This window comes from Oxalicibacterium sp., from assembly GCF_035565035.1.
In the GTDB taxonomy this organism is placed as follows: domain Bacteria; phylum Pseudomonadota; class Gammaproteobacteria; order Burkholderiales; family Burkholderiaceae_D; genus Oxalicibacterium.
In genome coordinates, this window is record NZ_DATMTD010000095.1 from 25,287 (window position 1) to 43,476 (window position 18,190).

General features: G+C 55.9%; 16 protein-coding genes and 1 riboswitch. Of the genes, 4 read left to right on the forward strand and 12 right to left on the reverse strand.

Annotated features, from left to right (window positions below):
* Nucleotides 1–3: 3 nt before the first annotated feature.
* Nucleotides 4–663, reverse strand: a complete 660-nt coding sequence (locus VN114_RS08805) for an HAD-IA family hydrolase (RefSeq protein WP_325514011.1) — start codon at nt 661–663, stop codon at nt 4–6.
* 70 nt (nt 664–733) lie between these two features.
* On the reverse strand, nt 734–1,750 hold the full coding sequence (locus VN114_RS08810) for an RluA family pseudouridine synthase (RefSeq protein ID WP_325514013.1): 1,017 nt from the start codon (nt 1,748–1,750) through the stop codon (nt 734–736).
* A gap of 663 nt (nt 1,751–2,413) precedes the next feature.
* On the opposite strand from VN114_RS08810, the gene VN114_RS08815 reads away from it, so the two are divergent.
* Nucleotides 2,414–5,320, forward strand: a complete 2,907-nt coding sequence (locus VN114_RS08815; protein ID WP_325514015.1) for an Rne/Rng family ribonuclease — start codon at nt 2,414–2,416, stop codon at nt 5,318–5,320.
* A gap of 120 nt (nt 5,321–5,440) precedes the next feature.
* Here the strand turns inward: VN114_RS08815 and VN114_RS08820 are convergent, their stop codons facing one another.
* From VN114_RS08820 to VN114_RS08830, 3 genes are all read right to left on the reverse strand, one after another.
* The gene (locus VN114_RS08820; protein WP_325514017.1) at nt 5,441–5,941 is read right to left on the reverse strand and encodes a 6,7-dimethyl-8-ribityllumazine synthase; all 501 of its coding nucleotides are present in this window, start codon (nt 5,939–5,941) and stop codon (nt 5,441–5,443) included.
* Between the two features lie 100 nt (nt 5,942–6,041).
* Nucleotides 6,042–6,214: riboswitch (FMN riboswitch) on the reverse strand.
* A 116-nt stretch (nt 6,215–6,330) separates the two neighbouring features.
* Entirely contained in the window at nt 6,331–7,788 is a 1,458-nt protein-coding gene (gene rmuC, locus VN114_RS08825) for a DNA recombination protein RmuC (protein WP_325514019.1), read from the reverse strand.
* Nucleotides 7,789–7,866: 78 nt separating this feature from the next.
* Nucleotides 7,867–8,268, reverse strand: a complete 402-nt coding sequence (locus VN114_RS08830) for a group II truncated hemoglobin (RefSeq protein ID WP_325514021.1) — start codon at nt 8,266–8,268, stop codon at nt 7,867–7,869.
* 124 nt (nt 8,269–8,392) lie between these two features.
* On the opposite strand from VN114_RS08830, the gene VN114_RS08835 reads away from it, so the two are divergent.
* The gene (locus tag VN114_RS08835) at nt 8,393–9,436 is read left to right on the forward strand and encodes a DUF481 domain-containing protein (RefSeq protein ID WP_325514023.1); all 1,044 of its coding nucleotides are present in this window, start codon (nt 8,393–8,395) and stop codon (nt 9,434–9,436) included.
* 25 nt (nt 9,437–9,461) lie between these two features.
* Here the strand turns inward: VN114_RS08835 and VN114_RS08840 are convergent, their stop codons facing one another.
* The gene (locus tag VN114_RS08840; protein ID WP_325514025.1) at nt 9,462–11,963 is read right to left on the reverse strand and encodes an ABC transporter permease; all 2,502 of its coding nucleotides are present in this window, start codon (nt 11,961–11,963) and stop codon (nt 9,462–9,464) included.
* Between the two features lie 250 nt (nt 11,964–12,213).
* On the opposite strand from VN114_RS08840, the gene VN114_RS08845 reads away from it, so the two are divergent.
* The gene (locus tag VN114_RS08845; RefSeq protein ID WP_325514027.1) at nt 12,214–12,498 is read left to right on the forward strand and encodes a hypothetical protein; all 285 of its coding nucleotides are present in this window, start codon (nt 12,214–12,216) and stop codon (nt 12,496–12,498) included.
* Between the two features lie 18 nt (nt 12,499–12,516).
* Here VN114_RS08845 and VN114_RS08850 read toward each other — a convergent pair whose 3' ends face one another.
* The 5 genes from VN114_RS08850 to VN114_RS08870 form a co-directional block, all read right to left on the reverse strand.
* Nucleotides 12,517–13,632, reverse strand: coding sequence for a DNA topoisomerase IB (locus VN114_RS08850; RefSeq protein ID WP_325514029.1), 1,116 nt, complete (start codon nt 13,630–13,632; stop codon nt 12,517–12,519).
* Between the two features lie 185 nt (nt 13,633–13,817).
* Nucleotides 13,818–14,504, reverse strand: a complete 687-nt coding sequence (locus tag VN114_RS08855) for an RES family NAD+ phosphorylase (RefSeq protein WP_325514031.1) — start codon at nt 14,502–14,504, stop codon at nt 13,818–13,820.
* Entirely contained in the window at nt 14,504–14,947 is a 444-nt protein-coding gene (locus VN114_RS08860) for an antitoxin Xre/MbcA/ParS toxin-binding domain-containing protein (RefSeq protein ID WP_325514033.1), read from the reverse strand. Before VN114_RS08860 ends, VN114_RS08855 begins: the two co-directional genes overlap by 1 nt.
* 92 nt (nt 14,948–15,039) lie before the next feature.
* Nucleotides 15,040–15,303, reverse strand: coding sequence for a hypothetical protein (locus VN114_RS08865; protein ID WP_325514035.1), 264 nt, complete (start codon nt 15,301–15,303; stop codon nt 15,040–15,042).
* 45 nt (nt 15,304–15,348) lie between these two features.
* Nucleotides 15,349–15,576: a hypothetical protein gene (locus VN114_RS08870; RefSeq protein WP_325514037.1), complete on the reverse strand. Its 228-nt coding sequence runs from the start codon at nt 15,574–15,576 to the stop codon at nt 15,349–15,351.
* Between the two features lie 403 nt (nt 15,577–15,979).
* On the opposite strand from VN114_RS08870, the gene VN114_RS08875 reads away from it, so the two are divergent.
* On the forward strand, nt 15,980–17,671 hold the full coding sequence (locus VN114_RS08875; RefSeq protein ID WP_325514039.1) for a methyl-accepting chemotaxis protein: 1,692 nt from the start codon (nt 15,980–15,982) through the stop codon (nt 17,669–17,671).
* A gap of 106 nt (nt 17,672–17,777) precedes the next feature.
* Here the strand turns inward: VN114_RS08875 and VN114_RS08880 are convergent.
* Nucleotides 17,778–18,190: hypothetical protein (locus VN114_RS08880; RefSeq protein ID WP_325514041.1), on the reverse strand; the 413-nt coding region annotated here is incomplete at its 5' end.

An 18,190-nucleotide genomic window follows, 5' to 3' on the forward strand; every position in this document is an offset into this window, starting at 1 on the left:
CCATCATGCATTTTCGTTCAGCCACGCATGCAACTCGGGGACGGAGTTCGCTGCGAACAACGGATTGAGTGCCTGCAAGTCGTCCGGTGTGTGTGCGCCATAATGTACGGCGATACCTGCCGCACCGGCATTCTGAGCCAGTAACAAATCGTGCGTGGTATCGCCGATCATCACAGTTCGCTGCATGTCCTGTCCGAGTTCCTGCGTCAATTCCTGCAGCATGGCTGGATGCGGCTTGGAAAAAGTTTGGTCTGCACAACGCGTCGCATCGAAGCGAGATGCCAGACCGGAAGTTTTTAACGCACGATCGAGGCCAACGCGGCTTTTACCGGTTGCCACACCGAGCAGATAACCTTGTTGCACCAGATCGTCGAGCATCTCGGTCACACCGTCGAACAGTGTCAGGCCGCCATCCTGATTCAGATAATGGTAGCGATAGCGCTCGATGATGCGCGGATAGTATTTGGGATCGACACCGGGGATGGCGACTTCCATCGCACTCTGCAGGCTGAGTCCGATCACATGAGCAGCAGCCCGTTCGTCCGGTACGGGCAGACCGAGATCGCGTGCAGCCGCTTGTATACAGTGAACGATGGTAGCCGTGCTGTCCATCAACGTACCGTCCCAATCGAAGACGATGAAATCAAATTGCTTTCTTGCCATGTCACGACGGCACGCGCCGCCTGCTCCTGTCTTGTTACGGATGACGGCTCGCCGCACATCCTGTTTGCGATTACGACACCTTCTTCAGGCTATTCAGAAATCGCTCGCAATCGGGCGGCAACGGCGCATTGAGCGTCATCTGCTTGCCGGATTCCGGGTGAATAAAGGTAATCTGATGGGCGTGCAGAAACATGCGTTTCAAGGCTGCTCGCTCGCCGTCTGCTTTTTGCAGATTGCGATTCAAGGCAAAATCACCATACTTGTCGTCACCGGCAATCGGAAAACCGCTTGACGACAGATGCACGCGAATCTGATGCGTGCGGCCGGTTTTCAGTTCGGCTTCAAGCAAGGCGAATTCGTCGTAACGTCGTACCAGATTAAAAATCGTATGCGATGCCATGCCATCGGCCTGCACCCGCACGCGACGTTCACCATCCGGCGTCGAATATTTGTGCAAAGGCAATTTGATGTGCTGTCGCGGATTCTTCCAGTCGCCATGTACAAGCGTCCAGTAACGCTTGTCCGGTTCACCGTCGCGAATCTGTTCGTGCAAGTTTGTCAATGCCGAGCGCTTCTTTGCCAATAACAGCACGCCGGAAGTTTCCCTGTCCAAGCGGTGCACCAGTTCAAGAAATTTTGCATCCGGTCGCGCCGCGCGCAACTGCTCGATGACACCATAACTGACGCCTGAACCGCCGTGCACGGCAACACCGGCCGGCTTGTCGATCACGAGCAAATGACTGTCTTCGAACAGGATGGCGAATTCCGCACCCGGTGCGCTGGATGCTTGCTTTTCTGCCATCCGTATTGGCGGCACTCGAACCGTATCGCCTTCCAGCAAACGATAGGTTTGATCGATGCGCCCTTTGTTGACGCGCACCTCGCCGGATCGCAACACGCGATAAATGTGGCTTTTCGGCACGCCCTTGCAAATGCGTAGCAAAAAGTTATCGATACGCTGACCGGCTTCTTCTTCGGAGATGGTCAGTAATTGAACCTGAGCCGGCGATGGGGAAGAAACCTGGGCGGATCGGGCGGGCAATGCCATTTCAGGCCCTTTCCCTGAAAATCTCGCTAAGTCCTTCATTTTGAATATATAATCGTTTCGCAATGGTTACCAAACCATTGCAGTGTAAGAATAAAAAACACATTCTACACAGGGGCGTCTCCATCGGCCTCGCCATTTTTTGCAAATTCGATGGAAAAGATGTGTATGCACCGCTCCTGCGCGAATCAAGGTTGCACCGTTGTTGTAATCGGATAACGCGCAAAGAGTGTGGTCAGGATGTCTGGATTGTTAGGATAAAGTCCGGCAAGCTCCACCGAATACCGGAAAAGCTTGCTGGTTGATGCAGTAGAACCGTTTTGCCGATTGCCCTTATATATATGGCTGGATCAATTTGCTCACCATTTCCGATCGTTGCACTCGATTCATTCGACGTGCACGATGCGGATCAAGTGTGCATTCGGCATCCGTTTCCGTGCGTCCGCGCCCCGTTGTGATAACAGCGCATTGCGCTTAGTTTCACACAGCAAGGCAATTCCCTCCCCCAGTCTCCCTGTCCCGCGTACATCCCTGTACTGTTGCTGTTGATTGGCGCATGGCGCCGTCGAGATAAAAACCGCGCATCCGCAGATGCTGTGAAATCGCCCAACAATCCGGCGAATTCGCAGGCCGGAAGCGCGAATCATCGATGGAACATGCAGCTCAACGGCACTAAATGACCTTCGGGTCGCGGAGCACTAAAAAATGAAGCGCATGCTATTTAATGCGACACAGCAAGAAGAACTGCGTGTTGCCATTGTCGATGGGCAAAAACTCATCGACATCGATATCGAAACAAGCGGACGCGAACAACGCAAGTCCAACATTTACAAAGGCGTCATCACCCGTATCGAGCCGTCGCTCGAAGCCTGCTTCGTCAGCTACGGTGAAGATCGCCACGGATTTCTGCCATTCAAGGAAGTCGCCCGAACCTACTTCAAGGAAGGCGTCGACGTCCGCAGCGCAAGCATCAAGGATGCGTTGCGCGAAGGCCAGGAAATCATGGTCCAGGTCGAGAAGGAAGAACGCGGCAACAAGGGTGCTGCCCTGACCTCCTTCGTCTCGCTGGCCGGCCGCTATTTGGTATTGATGCCGAACAATCCGCGCGGCGGCGGCGTATCGCGCCGTGTCGAAGGTGAAGATCGCCAGGAATTGCGTGAAACGATGGACAAGCTGGATTTGCCGCAAGGCATGTCCGTGATTGCCCGCACCGCAGGCATCGGTCGAAACGTTGACGAACTGCAGTGGGATCTGAACTATCTGATGCAACTGTGGCGCGCGATTGAAGGCGCCGGCAAATCGGCTCCCGGCGCGTTCCTGATTTATCAGGAATCGTCGCTGGTCATCCGCGCGATTCGCGATTATTTCCAGCCGGACATCGGCGAAATCCTGATCGACACCGACGACATTTACGAACAGGCTCAACAGTTCATGAGCCACGTGATGCCGGACATGGTGCACCGCGTAAAACGCTATCGCGACGACGTGCCGCTGTTCTCGCGCTTCCAGATCGAACATCAGATCGAAACGGCGTACTCGCGCACGGTACCGTTGCCATCGGGCGGCGCGATCGTCATCGATCACACCGAAGCGCTCGTCTCCGTCGACGTCAACTCTGCCCGCGCTACCCGCGGCAGCGACATCGAAACCACCGCATTCCATACCAACTGTGAAGCTGCCGAAGAAGTTGCCCGTCAATTGCGCCTGCGCGATCTGGGTGGCCTGATCGTCATCGACTTCATCGACATGGAGAATTCAAAGAACCAGCGCGAAGTCGAAACCCGTCTGAAAGACGCACTGCATTTCGACCGTGCACGCGTTCAGATGGGCAAGATTTCGCGTTTCGGCCTGATGGAACTGTCGCGTCAGCGTCTGCGCCCGTCGCTGTCGGATGGCAGCCACGTGACCTGCCCGCGCTGCAACGGCACGGGCCACATCCGCGATACCGAATCGTCCGCATTGCAAGTCCTGCGCATCATCCAGGAAGAGGCGATGAAGGAAAACTCGGCATCCATTCAAGTTCAGGCGCCAGTCGATGTCACCGCTTTCCTGCTGAACGAGAAGCGCGGCGAAATCCTGAAGATCGAAACACGTCATCGCGTTTCCATCGTCCTGATTCCGAACAAGCATCTGGAAACGCCGCACTACAAGCTGGAACGCATCAAGCACGACGATCCACGTCTGGAAGAAACCCAAGCAAGCTACGCGATGGTCGAACAGGCCGATACCGACATCAGCTACGGTAAGCGTCAAAAGGAAGAAATCAAGCCGCGTCAGGAAGCCATGGTCAAGGGCATCACGCCTGATCAGCCTGCGCCGACCTTTGAACGCAAGGACGTCGCAGCACCGGCCAAGACGGTTGCACCAGTCGAAGCCAAGGGCTTCTTCCAGAAACTGTTCGCCCTGTTCACCGGTGCACCGGCACAACCTGCCGCGCCGGCAAAACCTGCCGTTGAAGACAAGAATCCGCGTAACCGTGGTGAGCGTGGTGAACGTGGCAATGCAGGTGGCCGCAATCAACGCAACCGTCGCGGCCGCAATGGTCGTGACCGCAACGAAGAACGTGATGAAACCGCCAAGCCGGCACAGGCGCCAGCCGTAGAAGCGCCTGCGGCACGTGCACCGCGTCCGCCTCGTGAGGCACGGGAACCGCGCGAACCACGTGAGCCACGCGAAGGCCAGGAAGGCCGTCGTGAACGCACGCCGCGTCCGCCACGCGAAGATCGCAAGGAAGCCACGGCAGGAACCGAGCAACCGGTACTGCAAAATGTCGCACCGGCCCGCACCGCTCCGCAGGCAGCAGAAGCTGCAAGCACGGATTCCCCGATTCTCGATGTGAATGGCAACCCGCTCGAAACAGTTGCAGGCGATGATCAGCCTCGCCGTCGTCGTCGTCGCGGTGGCCGCAACCGCAACCGTCGTGATCGCGACAATACGGAAACCGGCACGGAAAACGAAAATGACGAAAATTCCGTAAATGCCCTGCAGGAAGAAACCCTGCTCGACGAAGCGGCGGAAACGCCAGCCAGCGTGCCGCATACCAATGCACGCGAAATGGCGTCGGCCGTCATCAGTGAAGCCGCCACCGCAGCAGCATATACGCAGACATCCTCAGTGACTGAACCAATCAGTGCGCTGAATGCCGCAATCGCTGCACCGACGATCCCGCAGGAAATTCCACGTCAGGAAGAACCTGCATACGTCGCGCCAGTTGTGGAAACTCAGGCAACTGAAACGGCCATCGCGGCTCCGGTTGAAGCACAGCCCGAACCGGTTGTTGCAACGGCCTCTGTCGTTGAAGAGGCGCCGGCACCAACGCCAATCGCACCGGCAGTCGAAACCGTACGTCAGCAGGCGCTGTTCGCAGCCGATACTTCAAATGTGGCATCGGCGAAACCTGTGGCATCGACTCCTGCCAACGGTTCATCGGACAATCTGGACGACGTCTTGCGTGCAGCCGGTCTGGTGCTCGCCTCGACCGACCCTGAAAAACTGCGCGTAGCGCAGGAAGCCGCAGCGCAAGTTGTTGCTCCTGCTCGCGTACCACGTGAGCGCAAACCGCTGCCACCGGTATCGAACGAACCGCTGATTCAAATGGAAACGAAACGATAAGACCCTTCTGCTTTCCTGCACGGAAAGCGAATCGTCCGGTCACAAAAAAGGGAGCCTTCGGGCTCCCTTTTTATTATGGACTCAACTTCTCCTAAACACGCACCGCGGCACTGTCTCGCATCAAGCCGCGATGCGTCCCTGTGTTGCAGCGATTTGCTGCAAGCGCTGAATCGTGTCGGCACAGGCGTGTGCAGCTTCTTTTCCCTTGACCAGAAAATGCTGGAAAAAGAATTGTTGATGTTCGTCGTGTGAATGGAAGTGATGCGGCGTCAGCACGGCGGAAATGACCGGCACTTCCGTTTCCAGCTGTACCTGCATCAGCCCGCTGATCACGGCCTGCGCGACGAATTCGTGACGATAGACGCCGCCATCGACGACCAGCCCCGCGCCGACCACGGCAGCGTAACGGCCGCTCTTTGCCAACAGCTTGGCGTGCAGGGGAATTTCAAATGCACCGGCAACTTCAAAGAAATCGATCGCTTCTTCGCTGTAACCGCGCGCGGCCATTTCCGCGATGAATGCGATACGACACTGGTCGACAATGTCCTTGTGCCAGCTGGATTGGATGAAGGCGACGCGACGCGATGCCGATTTGGTCTTGATATCGATAGGGTGTTGCATGAAAAAAGCTCCTGTCTGCAAATAGAATTTACAGGGCATATAGGAAGGTCAAGCGGAATGGCAGACGCACAGACGCAGAAGCGCCATGTGTAATGAGTCATCCCGTCCTCTATCATCCGGACTATACCGTCGGCTCCGGAATCACACCGGATCTGCTGACCTTGTCAAAGCAACCTGCAGAAAGCAGATTGAAACTTCGCCAAGCGCTCGCGGGCTGGACATCGAAATGTCATCACCGCCGGTGGGGAATTTCACCCCGCCCCGAGAACGTACCGATGAATTGGCGGCACAACATTCGCCTTCCAGTTCATCGAGAGACGTGAATTTATCACGATTGGAAAATTGCTGCTGACGACGGTTGAATCAAGCGTCGCGCCAAATATCAGTGATCAGGCGTCGTCCAGCAGATCGCCGAGCGGCTCGCCGCCCAGCAGCTGCTGGGCTGTTTCACTTGGCAATGCTTCAACGGATTTCAGCTTGCGCGACATCTGGCGGCTGCGCGTTTCCGCCTGCTCGATGTTCTTGGCAGCGCGCTCGAGCGTCGCCTTCGTCGCCGACAATACTTCGCCGAACTTGCCGAATTCGGTCTTGACCGCACCCAGCACCTGCCACACTTCCGACGAACGTTTTTCCAGTGCCAGTGTGCGGAATCCCATCTGCAAGCTGTTCAGCAACGCCGACAGTGTCGATGGTCCTGCGATGCTGACGCGATGCGTACGCTGCAAATCATCCGCAAGACCGGGGCGTCGCATGACTTCGGCATACAAACCTTCGGTCGGCAAAAAGAGAATCGCAAAATCGGTCGTCAACGGCGGCGACAGATATTTTTCTGCAATCTTCTTCGCTTCACCGCGAATAACCATTTCCAGCTCACGCCCTGCCACGGCGACGCCGTCCACGTCCGCCAGATCGGCCGCCTCGGCCAGACGTTCGTACTGCTCCTTCGGAAATTTCGCATCGATCGGCATCCAGACTTGCGTCTCATCCTTGCCCGGCAAGCGAACGGCAAACTCGACACGTGCGCCCGAATTGGGAATCGTCTCGACATTCTTTGCGTACTGATCCGGCGTCAGCACCTGTTCCAGCAGCATTTCCAGCTGGACCTCGCCCCAGGTGCCGCGCGTCTTGACATTCGTCAGCACGCGCTTCAGATCGCCGACGCCGATTGCAAGCTGCTGCATTTCGCCCAGTCCCTGATGCACCTTTTCCAGCCGGTCGGAAACCAGCTTGAACGATTCACCGAGTCGTTGCTCCAGCGTCGCATGCAACTTTTCATCAACGGTCTTGCGCATCTCTTCCAGCCGCGTCCCGTTATCGGTCTGCAGGTCCTTGATCTTTGCTTCCAGCGTTGCACGTACTTCAGCCATCCGTTGCGCATTCGATTCGGTCAATGCAGCCAGCGTCTGGTTCAACGTATCGCCGAAACGCTTCAATGCAACCGCCTGCTCTTCGCGCCCGGTTTGCGCCTGCTGCCCGATTGCCTGCCGCATCGCTTCCAGTTGCTGTGCATTGGCCTCGTTCAGTTTCGCGAGTTGCTGCGCAAACGAATCGATCTGACTGTTTTGCAAGGTCGCAACACTGGTCAATTGTGTCGTCAGCGCCTGCTGGAACTGCATGAAATTACTGCCCAGTTCCTGTCGCGTTGCCTGTGCCGTCGACTGCACCTGCTCGCGCAGTTCGCGCTCTACCCGTTCGCTCCCCTGCTGCTGGCCACGTTGCAATTCGCTTTGCAGTTGCATCAACTGCGGTGCAATGTCGATGTCGCGCTTGCGCATGATTGCAACGATCTGCAGTGCCACGATAACGATCGCAACAATCAGAAGCAGGATGAATTGGAGTTGTGTCATGGGCAGCCCGAAACAAGGTGGGAAGGCGTATGGATTCCATCCATCCGCAAGCAAATCAGTCGTGCATCAATGCACAGATCAACCATGCGTATTGCGCATCCAGTCAGCCGTTTCGGCGAACGCTTTTTGCAGATGCGCCTGCAATGCAGGATCGATTTCGACTTCCTGCATTGCCTGATTCATGCAGTGCAACCATTGATCACGCTCGCTGGTGCCAATCGCATACGGTAGATGCCGTGCGCGCAATCGCGGATGGCCGAAGCGTTCGATGAAAAGGTTCGGTCCGCCGGTCCAGCCGGAGAGAAACCAGAACAGTTTGTCGCGCGATCCTTCCAACGTGGTCGGATGCAATGCGCGTATACCGGCGTATCCGTGCTCCAGATCCATCAGATCGTAAAAACGATCGACCAGACCGCGCAATTTCTCTTCGCCACCGATCAATTCGTACAATGTGGGTTGCGGATTTTCTTCAGTATTCATAGTCCGCAATGATAACGCATCGTGCCTGTACACCTGTAGCGTACCCTGCGGCTCTCTCATCCTCGGGAACTCGACGGCGACATGTGGCTCTACGATTCAACAGCAATCGTCATGGAGCAACACGATGTCTTTCGGCAAGCGCAGCAAAAAAACTCTTCATCCCCTCTTCCTTCTGTTTTCTGTGCCCGCGTTATTCGCTCCGTTCTGCGCACATGCCGCCATCGTCACGCTGAACAATGGCGATCAGATCACCGGCGAACTGAAGCAGTTGAGCGATGGCGTACTGACGTTCAAATCCGGCGTCTTCGGTGAAGTAAAAATTCCCTGGGGCAATGTCAGCAAGCTGATATCGGACGACGGCACACGCGTGCAATTACACAATGGCTCGGTCGTTGAAGGCCAGATATCGCTGGATGCCGGAGGAAGCGTCGCATTCGACGATGCACAGCCATCGCAACCGCAAATGCTTGCAAGGCAGGATATCGCGGCGCTGAATCCACCCGTCTTCGATGGTTCGACAAAATACTCCGGCAAGTTCGATCTGGGCGGCGCCTTCAATCGCGGCAATTCCCACGACGATCAACTGCATACCAGCGGCGAATTCGTGGCGCGACAGCCGGAAGACCGTTACACGCTCAACTGGGAAATCAACGAAGCCAAATCAGCCGGTGTAAAGACCACATCGAATCGCCGGCTGCTGGGCCAATACGACATGTTCCTCGATCCGAAAAACTATCTGTTCGTGAATGCGAAAGCAGAACGGGATGAACTGGCTGGCCTGAATCTGCGCAGCGGTGTCGGCGCCGGTTATGGCCGGCAATTCATCGATACGGATGTAACCAGATTGTCAGGTGAAAGCAGCCTGAACTACATCCGCGAAGATTACGATATTTCGCCGGACGATTCCTTCCCGACGTTGGGGCTGGGCTTCAAGTACGAACAGAAATTCTTCGATCAGAAGCTGGTGTATTTCAACAACTTCAATCTCGACAAGAATCTGCAGGATCGGAGTGACGTCCTGATTCGCAATCGCATGGGTATTCGCGTACCGATCGCCAGCGGCATCAACCTGAGCACGCAGTTCAACCTCGACTACGATAACGAACCGGAAGTCGGCAAAAAGAAAACCGATACCGCATTGATCTTCAGTGTGGGCTACGCGTTCTAACGAATGCACAGCCCATGCTCTTGGTTCAGGCTTCGCGCAACGTCTGCAAAGGCGGCTGGTTCAACACGTGACGCAAACCGACCCAGCCACCAATGAATGCGCAGGTCGCGCCGATGGCAAATCCGGCCAGCCAGACTACCGGACTGAACACCCAGGCAAAATCGAAAACAAAATAAGCCAAGCTCCATCCGACTGCCGTCGCGCCTGTCGCTGCAAGCAAGCCGGCCAGCCCGCCGACCAGCGCGAATTCGATCCACTGCGAACGCGACAGCTGCCGGCGCGTCGCCCCCAACGCGCGCAACAATCCCGCTTCTCGCCGACGCTCATCCTGCGAACTGACCAGTGCTGCGTACAGCACCAGCATGCCGGACGCGAGCGTGAAGAGGAACAGGAACTCGACTGCCGCCACAACCTGATCGATGACCTCCTGAATCTGGCTGAGTACGCTGCCGATATCGACCACTGTCAGATTCGGGAAATCGCGCGTCAGCCGGTTATCCAGCTCTGCGTGCGCCGGTTGCAGATTGAACGCGGTAATCCACGTTTGCGGCATATCCTGCATGGCAGCAGGATTGATGATGACAAAGAAATTCACACGCATCGATCCCCATTCCAGCTTGCGCAGACTGGTGATCGGCACATCAACCGTTTCACCGGCGATGTCGAACTTCAGCTTGTCGCCCAGCTTCAGATTGAGCGTTTTCGCGAGTCCTTCCTCGACCGACGCTTCCGGTTTGCCATTGTCATACCAGCGACCGCCGACAATCTCGTTCCCTTCCGGCACATCCATCATGGTCGACAGATTGAATTCGCGATCCACCAGGCGTTTCGCACGATCCTCGATAAACGATTCGCCATTGATTGCCACATCGTTGATTGCCAGCAAACGGCCCCGAATCATGGGATAAAGCTGTACATCGCGAATCTCGCTCTGTGCAAGACGCGCCTCGATCTGCGCTTTTTGATCGGGTTGAATGTTGATGACAAAACGATTCGGTGCATCGGGCGGCGTCGCCTTGCGCCACGCGTCGATCAGATCGCCGCGAATGACCGTCAGCAGCAGCAACGCCATCAGGCCCAATGCCAATGCCACGATCTGCACGACAGTCGCACCAGGGCGCCGTTGCAAGGCCGTCAGTGCGAAACGCCAGTTCGGATGTGTTGCCGCACCACGCAGCGATTGCAGGGATTTCAATGCCAGCCAGCTGATCAGCGCAAAACCGCCCAGTCCGCCGAGAAACCCGGCTGCGGTCAGCAGACCCAGTTTCACATTGCCTGCCTGCCACAACAACAGTCCTACAAAAGTCAGCAAACCCAACAAATACGTCGCTACCGTCATCGGCTGCGGCATGTCCTGTTCACGACGAATCACACGGTTATGCGGCACGTTACGCAATTGCAGAATGGGTGGAATTGCAAAACCGATCAGCAGCAGCATGCCGGTTGCAATCGCCTGCGCGGCAGGAATGAATGAACTCGGCGGCAGTTCGTTCGTCACCAATCGACCGAGCCATTCGATCAGCACAAAATGCGCACCGAACCCGATTGCTGCACCGATCGCACTGCCGACCAGGCCGACGATCAGGAACTCGATCAGATACAACGCCGTCACCTGATTCTGCGTCATGCCGAGGCAGCGCAGCATCGCGCAGGCATTCACGTGTCGCAGCATGAAGCGGCGCGCAGCCATCGCAACGGCAACCGCCGCCAGCATTGCCGACAGCAAACCCACCAGCGACAGGAATTGCTCGGCACGCTCGAGCGTTGCACGCATTTCCGGACGGCCGGATTCCAGCGACTCGGTGCGCATGCCGCGAATGTTCTGTTTTTCGATACGCTCCTGCACCATGCGATCAAAATCACCAATTGCGTCAGTCGGTCCGGCGACCAGCAAACGGTAACTGACACGCGAGCCGAACTGAACCAGATTGGTTGCCGCCAGATCGCTTTGCGCCAGCATGACGCGCGGCGCAAAATTCATGAAGCCGGCGCCACGATCCGGTTCGAACGTAATGACTTTTGCAATCGTGAACGTCTTGTCGCCCAGTCGCAACGGACTGCCGACGGTCACGCTCAAACTGTCCAGGATTGCGGCATCGACCCAGACCGTTCCGGCAGCCGGAATACCATCGGCGACCACACCCTTGCCCGTCGACGAGTCGGACACCTTGACCTTGCCCCGCAGCGGATAACCGGCACTGACGGCTTTGATCGACGCCAATCGGGAGAGACTCTTCTCGCCCTCTCCGGCGATCGCCATGCTTGGAAAAACAGCGGTATCGGCGACTTGCAGCCCGCGATTCCTCGCATCGTCGCGCAACGATGCAGAAATCGGCTCGTCGGCACGAATGACCATGTCGGCGCCAAGCAACTGATGCGCGTCGCGGTTCAATCCCGTGCGCATGCGATCGACGAAAAAGCCGACCGATGACAATGCCGCCACTGCAACAATCAATGCAACCAGCAAAAACCGCAATTCGCCGGCGCGCCAGTCTCGTTGCGTCATGCGTAAGGATTGAACAAGCATTGCCGTCTTTCTGAAAAGCCGCCGCACGAAGCCATGCGGCAAAGGATTGGAAAGGAAGTCCGTAATGTGGCGCATCCTGCCGCCATGCGCGAATTGCGCTTTATTCTACGTGGAAGTCGGCATGCGCTCATGCAACCTTTGCACAGCGGCATCAACGGGAATTTTCAACCTGTATTCCGGTCAACGCATCAAGCGTCGAAAATTGTAGACTGGACGCACCAATACATCGGCACATCTGGAGGGAAGACTGATGACATTCGCGAAAAACCAGTTCGGCATACCGCAGTATCCGCATGACGATGCACGCCGGCTGTTTGTTCTTGCCGGCGCAATCGATCTGCTGGAACGTCCGACGCCGACCGCCATCGACGATCTGACCGGCATCGACAAAAGCGTCGTCGATGCAGAAGTCGAAAAATTGCGGGAACAATACGGTATGGTGATTCACAAGTTCGGCGATGTTTACCGGATCGAATCATGGGGCGATATCCTGACCCGCGAAGGCGTCACCAAAGTGATGAAGCCGGACGAATAATCCTGCCGCTTCTATGCGCTATGCGGCACGCCGCCGGCTTGCGTCATTCTTTGCCACGACCACGACCGGGAGTTTCTTTTTCTCCAGCATGTTCAACAGCATTGCTTCTTCCGGCGACAGGGCATCGCTGAAAATCGTTTTGGCGACGACTTTCTGCAACGTGCCATCCATGTACGCCTCGATCACGCGCGGATGTACATAACATTTACGACAGATCGCCGGGGTATTGCCCAATCTCTGCGCAACGGCGGCAATGGCCTGGACGACATTCCTTTTTCCCTCGGTTTCAGAACCGCACGGCTCGCAGTCGCGCAATGCCATTGCGGCCAATACCGTGCCCGCCCATGTACGGAAATCCTTTGCCGTGTAATCCTGGCCGGTCAACTCGCGCAGATAATCATTGACGTCGTTCGAACAGATTGCGTGTCGCTGTCCCTCTTCGTCTACATATTGAAACAGTTCCTGCCCCGGCAAGTCGCGCGTGCGCATGATAATCCGGGCCAGCCTTCTATCCTGCAAACGGATCGAATGTCGAACGCCGCTTTTCCCGCGAAATTCAAAACGAATCTGCGTGCCGTCAACACGCACATGCTTTTTGCGTAATGTGGTCATCCCGTACGAATCGTTATCGCGCGCATATTCGCGGTTGCCGATGCGCATCAGCGTTGCCTGCAGCAAGTAAACAATGGCGGCCAATACCTTCTCTCGCGGCAATCCCTGCAATGACAGGGCTTTATCGATACGAGCGCGAATCGTTGGCAACGCCTGGCCGAAATCAAGCATGCGCTCGTACTTCGCTTCGTCGCGCACGTTGCGCCACTGAGGATGATAGCGATACTGCTTGCGTCCTTTTGCATCGCGTCCGGTGGCCTGCAAATGACCGTTGCGCCAACGGCAGATCCAGACATCCGTCCATGCAGGCGGAATGGCCAATGAGCGAATTCGCGCCAGCTCGGCCTCGTCACGTATCGGCGTACCGTCATTATCGATATAGCAAAATGCCTGTCGCGTTTTCTTGCGCGTAATTCCCGGTGTGCGATCGTCGACATAACGCAGTCCCGCCGCGCGCGCATCTTGCGGCGCAGAAGTTTCGACTTCGTTCGTATTTTGTTCTTTCGACGCAGCTCGATCCATGGAATAGCCCTCGACAATGGCGAACGAAGACGGCAATCATGCGTATGCCGGCCGGTCCGTGGTCAGACATCGTACGACCTATCCTCGCAACGAACAGTCAGAAAAGAACGCGATGCCGCGTCGGAAGAAGCTCACAGAGGTGGACGGACTGCACAAAAGGCGGAGGAGTCAGGCAACGTCGGCCATTAACGGCCGATCTTTTTCACCTTGGGATGCGGAGAACCTGACCACGTCAACTCATACACCGGGCCGCGCCTGACATTGCCGACCAGTGCCGGGCGAAAACAGGCGAGATTGGTCCCGCCTGCATGCCGCACACTCGGGTATACGATGCCGAGCGAACCCTCTTCCAGCAACTGCACAGCCAATCGTTGCGATGCGACATAACTGTCCGGCGCCAGGCATTTGGCATAGCGCGCTGCGTTGCGCAAATCGTGGAATTCACTGTTGAAATCGGCCAGTAAAGTCTGGTAACGCACGCTGTCGTCAAACCGATCGATTTCGTAGTACTCGACTGTTTTGTGAAAGATGACTTCGTCCAGCGCCGTATCGATATCAAAGCCGCAATACCATGAGCCACGCTCATCATTATTGAACCGGCTTCCTTCAGGTCGTGCATAGGTAAATGCAGCATTGATCATGCGAAAGTTCGGCACGCCGAATACCAGTTCATCCACGCCGATGCCGCTTGCGCGGCCATGTTCCGCGATCAGGCGATCGTTGGTTGCATTGTCGAGTTCAAAGATGTCGGCCAGATGATCGTTATCTTCCGCAAGGGGCACAAGTACGGAATCTTCCCGATCCACAAAGCGCGAGGGAATCAGCCTGCAGGTATCGAACTGTTGCAACCGCACCAGTGGCGGAGCCGCCATCAAATGCCTCCGCGTCGTGCGTCCAGCAACTTGCGCACGGTCTGCATCGCCAGCAGCCCGCCTGCCTGCATGTACGCCAGCGGTGTCTGACCGGAGAAAATGACGTTTCGATTCGGCAGCGCAATCCACTCATCAGCCAGCTTGTCGCCATGCAAAATGTGCAGCGCCTTGTAAATACCGATCAGGTAGGAAATACGCGTGATGCGATCGACTTCGAGAACACGCTCCGGATTCTTCTTCCATTCGTAGAATGCACTGCTCGACAGTCCACCAAGCAGTTCCCGAGCATCTTCATCGCGTAATTTCCATGCTGTCGCCAGACGAAAGAATCCCTTCAGCGCCGAACGCGACAGGCGCTCCCGCTCCGATTTGGCATTCAGATCGACCAGCGCAGCTGGTTCGAATCGGCTTTTTGGATAGGCGTAGGCGGTATTCGTGGTCATCAGAATTTGCTCCGGTTATGGACATAATATACTCCATTTTCGGAAAATCAAGATATACGTCCCAAATCCGCAAGCGACAGGAGTCGACCGGATCACTGCAGTGCACCGTCTCTCGTCCGAATCGCACTGGTCAGTGCCCCATCTTCTGCCATGACCGCTGCGTAGTCGGCGGCGGCCTTGTGCGCCTCTTCTGCGGCTTTCCACTGTCCCGGCACAATCACCACGACCGGCGGGTCGCATGGTTGTCCGCCCTCCCGTGCGTGAACATGAAAGATTCCGCTGAATATACCGGTGCGTACCAACCGCGCTTCGGTGGAAATTGCATAGCCGGCGATAAGGACCGTGTCGTTCATCATGAGTGGCCGTTTACGATTAGGCGCAAATACAACAGATCCCGTGCTTCATTGACCATCGCTCAATTTGTCATCGATATAACGTTTTCCTTGTTGCAGTGCGTGTGATGCGGCAGCGTCCGCCGAATCGAAATCGACGCCTACAACGCTGACGCTGATCGTCGGAATTCCATGTCGAGCAATATGAAAACTGCCGACCCACTTGCCTGTGTCGTGCTTTTCACCAGTGCCATGCACGGAATAACCGCGGTGCTGCTCAAGATCGGTGTGACTCATACTTTTTTCTCCCTCGATTTTTCAGAAGCAAAAAATTAATACCGCAGAATTCAGGCGCGTGCATTTAACGTGCTTCCGTCATGTCATTCCATCATGCTGCATCTTTTACGATGATGAAAGAAGATAAAAGTTCGATTTGGCAATGTTGTCGCGTACCCCATATTTTTGGTAGTTCAAGAAAATCAAAGGAAGAAAAACTTTCAGACAGCTGTCCTTCAAAAGTAAAATTTGCGATATTTCCCGTGAGAATTATCGTCATCGCCTGTGATGTCGTTGATCACCACTTCATAAAATAACCGGTCGAAGATCACGCGCATCGCTTCGATTAGGCCGTATGCACACGGTCTGAAATCCGACATCCAAAAGAACTCGACAAACCAAGGGAGGATAAATGTTCGCAAACATGAGAGTAGGCACAAAGCTGGGACTGGGTTTTGGCATTACCGTTTTGCTGACATTGGCAATTGCGGCATTTGCATTGATGCAAATAAACCGGATCCATGACGTGATCAGCGAGCAGGACCAGATACGCAGCCAGAAGCTTGAAAAACTGTATGTTGCCCGCGAGGCGCTCGGGCAGACAGGCCTTGCCGCACGCAATGCCTATGTCTTCACCGATGAAGGCGCCGCCAGAAAAGAACTGGATCTCGTCGATCAGCAAAAGGCCATCTATCTGGATGCACTGGACAAGATGACGCCGCTGTTCAAAGGCGATGCCGATTTCGACAAGGTCAGCAAGGGATTGCTCGCAATGGCCAACGAACTGCAACGCCCGCGCAAGTACCGCGAATCCGGCAAGATGGAAGAATACGGTCTCTTCCTCGTCAACGAATGCAGCCCGTTGCGTCGCCAGATCGTGCAGGACATGGAAAAGGTCATCCAGTCCGTGCAGCAATTGGTCGAAGCCAAAACCAGGGAGTCCGATCAGACCACTACTCAGTCGATCACCATTGTTCTGACCATTTCCGCCATCACACTGCTGCTCAGCATTGCTCTCGGATTTTTCATCACGCGCGCCATTACCAAACCGCTGCACCAGGCCGTCCGCGTCGCGCAGACCGTTGCCGGCGGCGATCTTACCAGCCGCATCGAAACCTCTTCCAAAGATGAAACCGGCCAGTTGCTGCAGGCGTTGAAAGCCATGAACGACAGCCTGGTTCGCATCGTCGGCGAAGTGCGTGGCGGCACGGAAGCTATCGCCACAGCCTCCAACGAGATCGCCAGCGGTAACCTCGACCTGTCTGCACGCACAGAACAACAAGCCGGTTCGCTGGAAGAAACCGCATCGTCAATGGAAGAACTGACCAGTACCGTCAAACAGAATGCAGAGAATGCTCGTCAGGCCAGCTCGCTGTCCGTTTCGGCCTCGGAAGTCGCCGTCAAGGGTGGCGAAGTGGTCGGCCAGGTTGTCGACACGATGAGCGCCATCAACGAATCCGCGAAGAAAATCACGGACATCATCGGCGTCATCGACGGCATCGCCTTCCAGACCAATATCCTTGCGCTGAATGCTGCAGTCGAAGCCGCGCGCGCCGGCGAGCAGGGACGCGGTTTTGCTGTGGTGGCAAGCGAAGTGCGCAGTCTGGCGCAACGATCGGCTGCGGCCGCAAAGGAAATCAAGACCCTCATCGACGATTCGACCAGCAAGGTCGACGTTGGCAGCAAGCTGGTGGAACAAGCCGGAGCGACGATGGACGAGGTGGTTAACAGCGTCAAGCGCGTTACCGATATCGTGTCGGAGATTTCCGCAGCCAGCCACGAACAAAGCGCCGGCATCGAGCAGGTCAACGAGGCGATTGCGCAGATGGATCAGGTCACGCAGCAAAACGCTGCATTGGTGGAACAGGCTGCTGCTGCAGCCGGCTCGATGAACGAACAGGCCGGCAAACTGGAACGCACAGTCAGCATTTTCAAACTGGATGGCATGAGCGTGGCCCGCCAGCTCTCTGGGCCTGCGTCGACTTCAATGACAACAGCAAAACCGACGGCCATTGCCACCGCGTCCCCGGCGAAAAAACACCACATTGCACCGCCTGCCCGTCCCAAAGTGGACAAGGATGCGACACCGGCAGGCGATGATTGGGAACAGTTTTAACTGCTCGCCGATAAAAAACGCTCTCGACAAAAACTTCTGTCGAGAGCGAATCATGCAGCGATTGTTCAATCGCCTGTCTTACATTACGACTGGCTTTTCCTGATGCCTAGCCGCCGTGAAAGCCCTTCAGAATATCTCTCTTCGGCTTGTTGGGATCAACGGTTGAATCGTTGGTCCGTTCGGACGAATCAAGCTTGCGACTTTCCCTGCTCATGTCGCGAAAGCGCGCTTTTGCGCCGGCCGGTGGATTGGGCGCAGGATTATTCAAATCCGCGACGCCAGCGCTCCATCCCTGCGTTACTTCACCCTTCAAATCATCGCAATTCGTGAAGCCGACACGATTATCAAATAGTGGCTCGTTCTTTTCAGCAGCGACCTCGTTCCCCAGTTCATAACTATCATGCACGGCCTGGGATTCCGCATGATTTTTATACATATCGGAAACTTCCCCAACATCCACTTCTTCGATGTCGTGGTGAATGGATGAATGATTTACTTGCGCGACGCCAACAGGTTTAT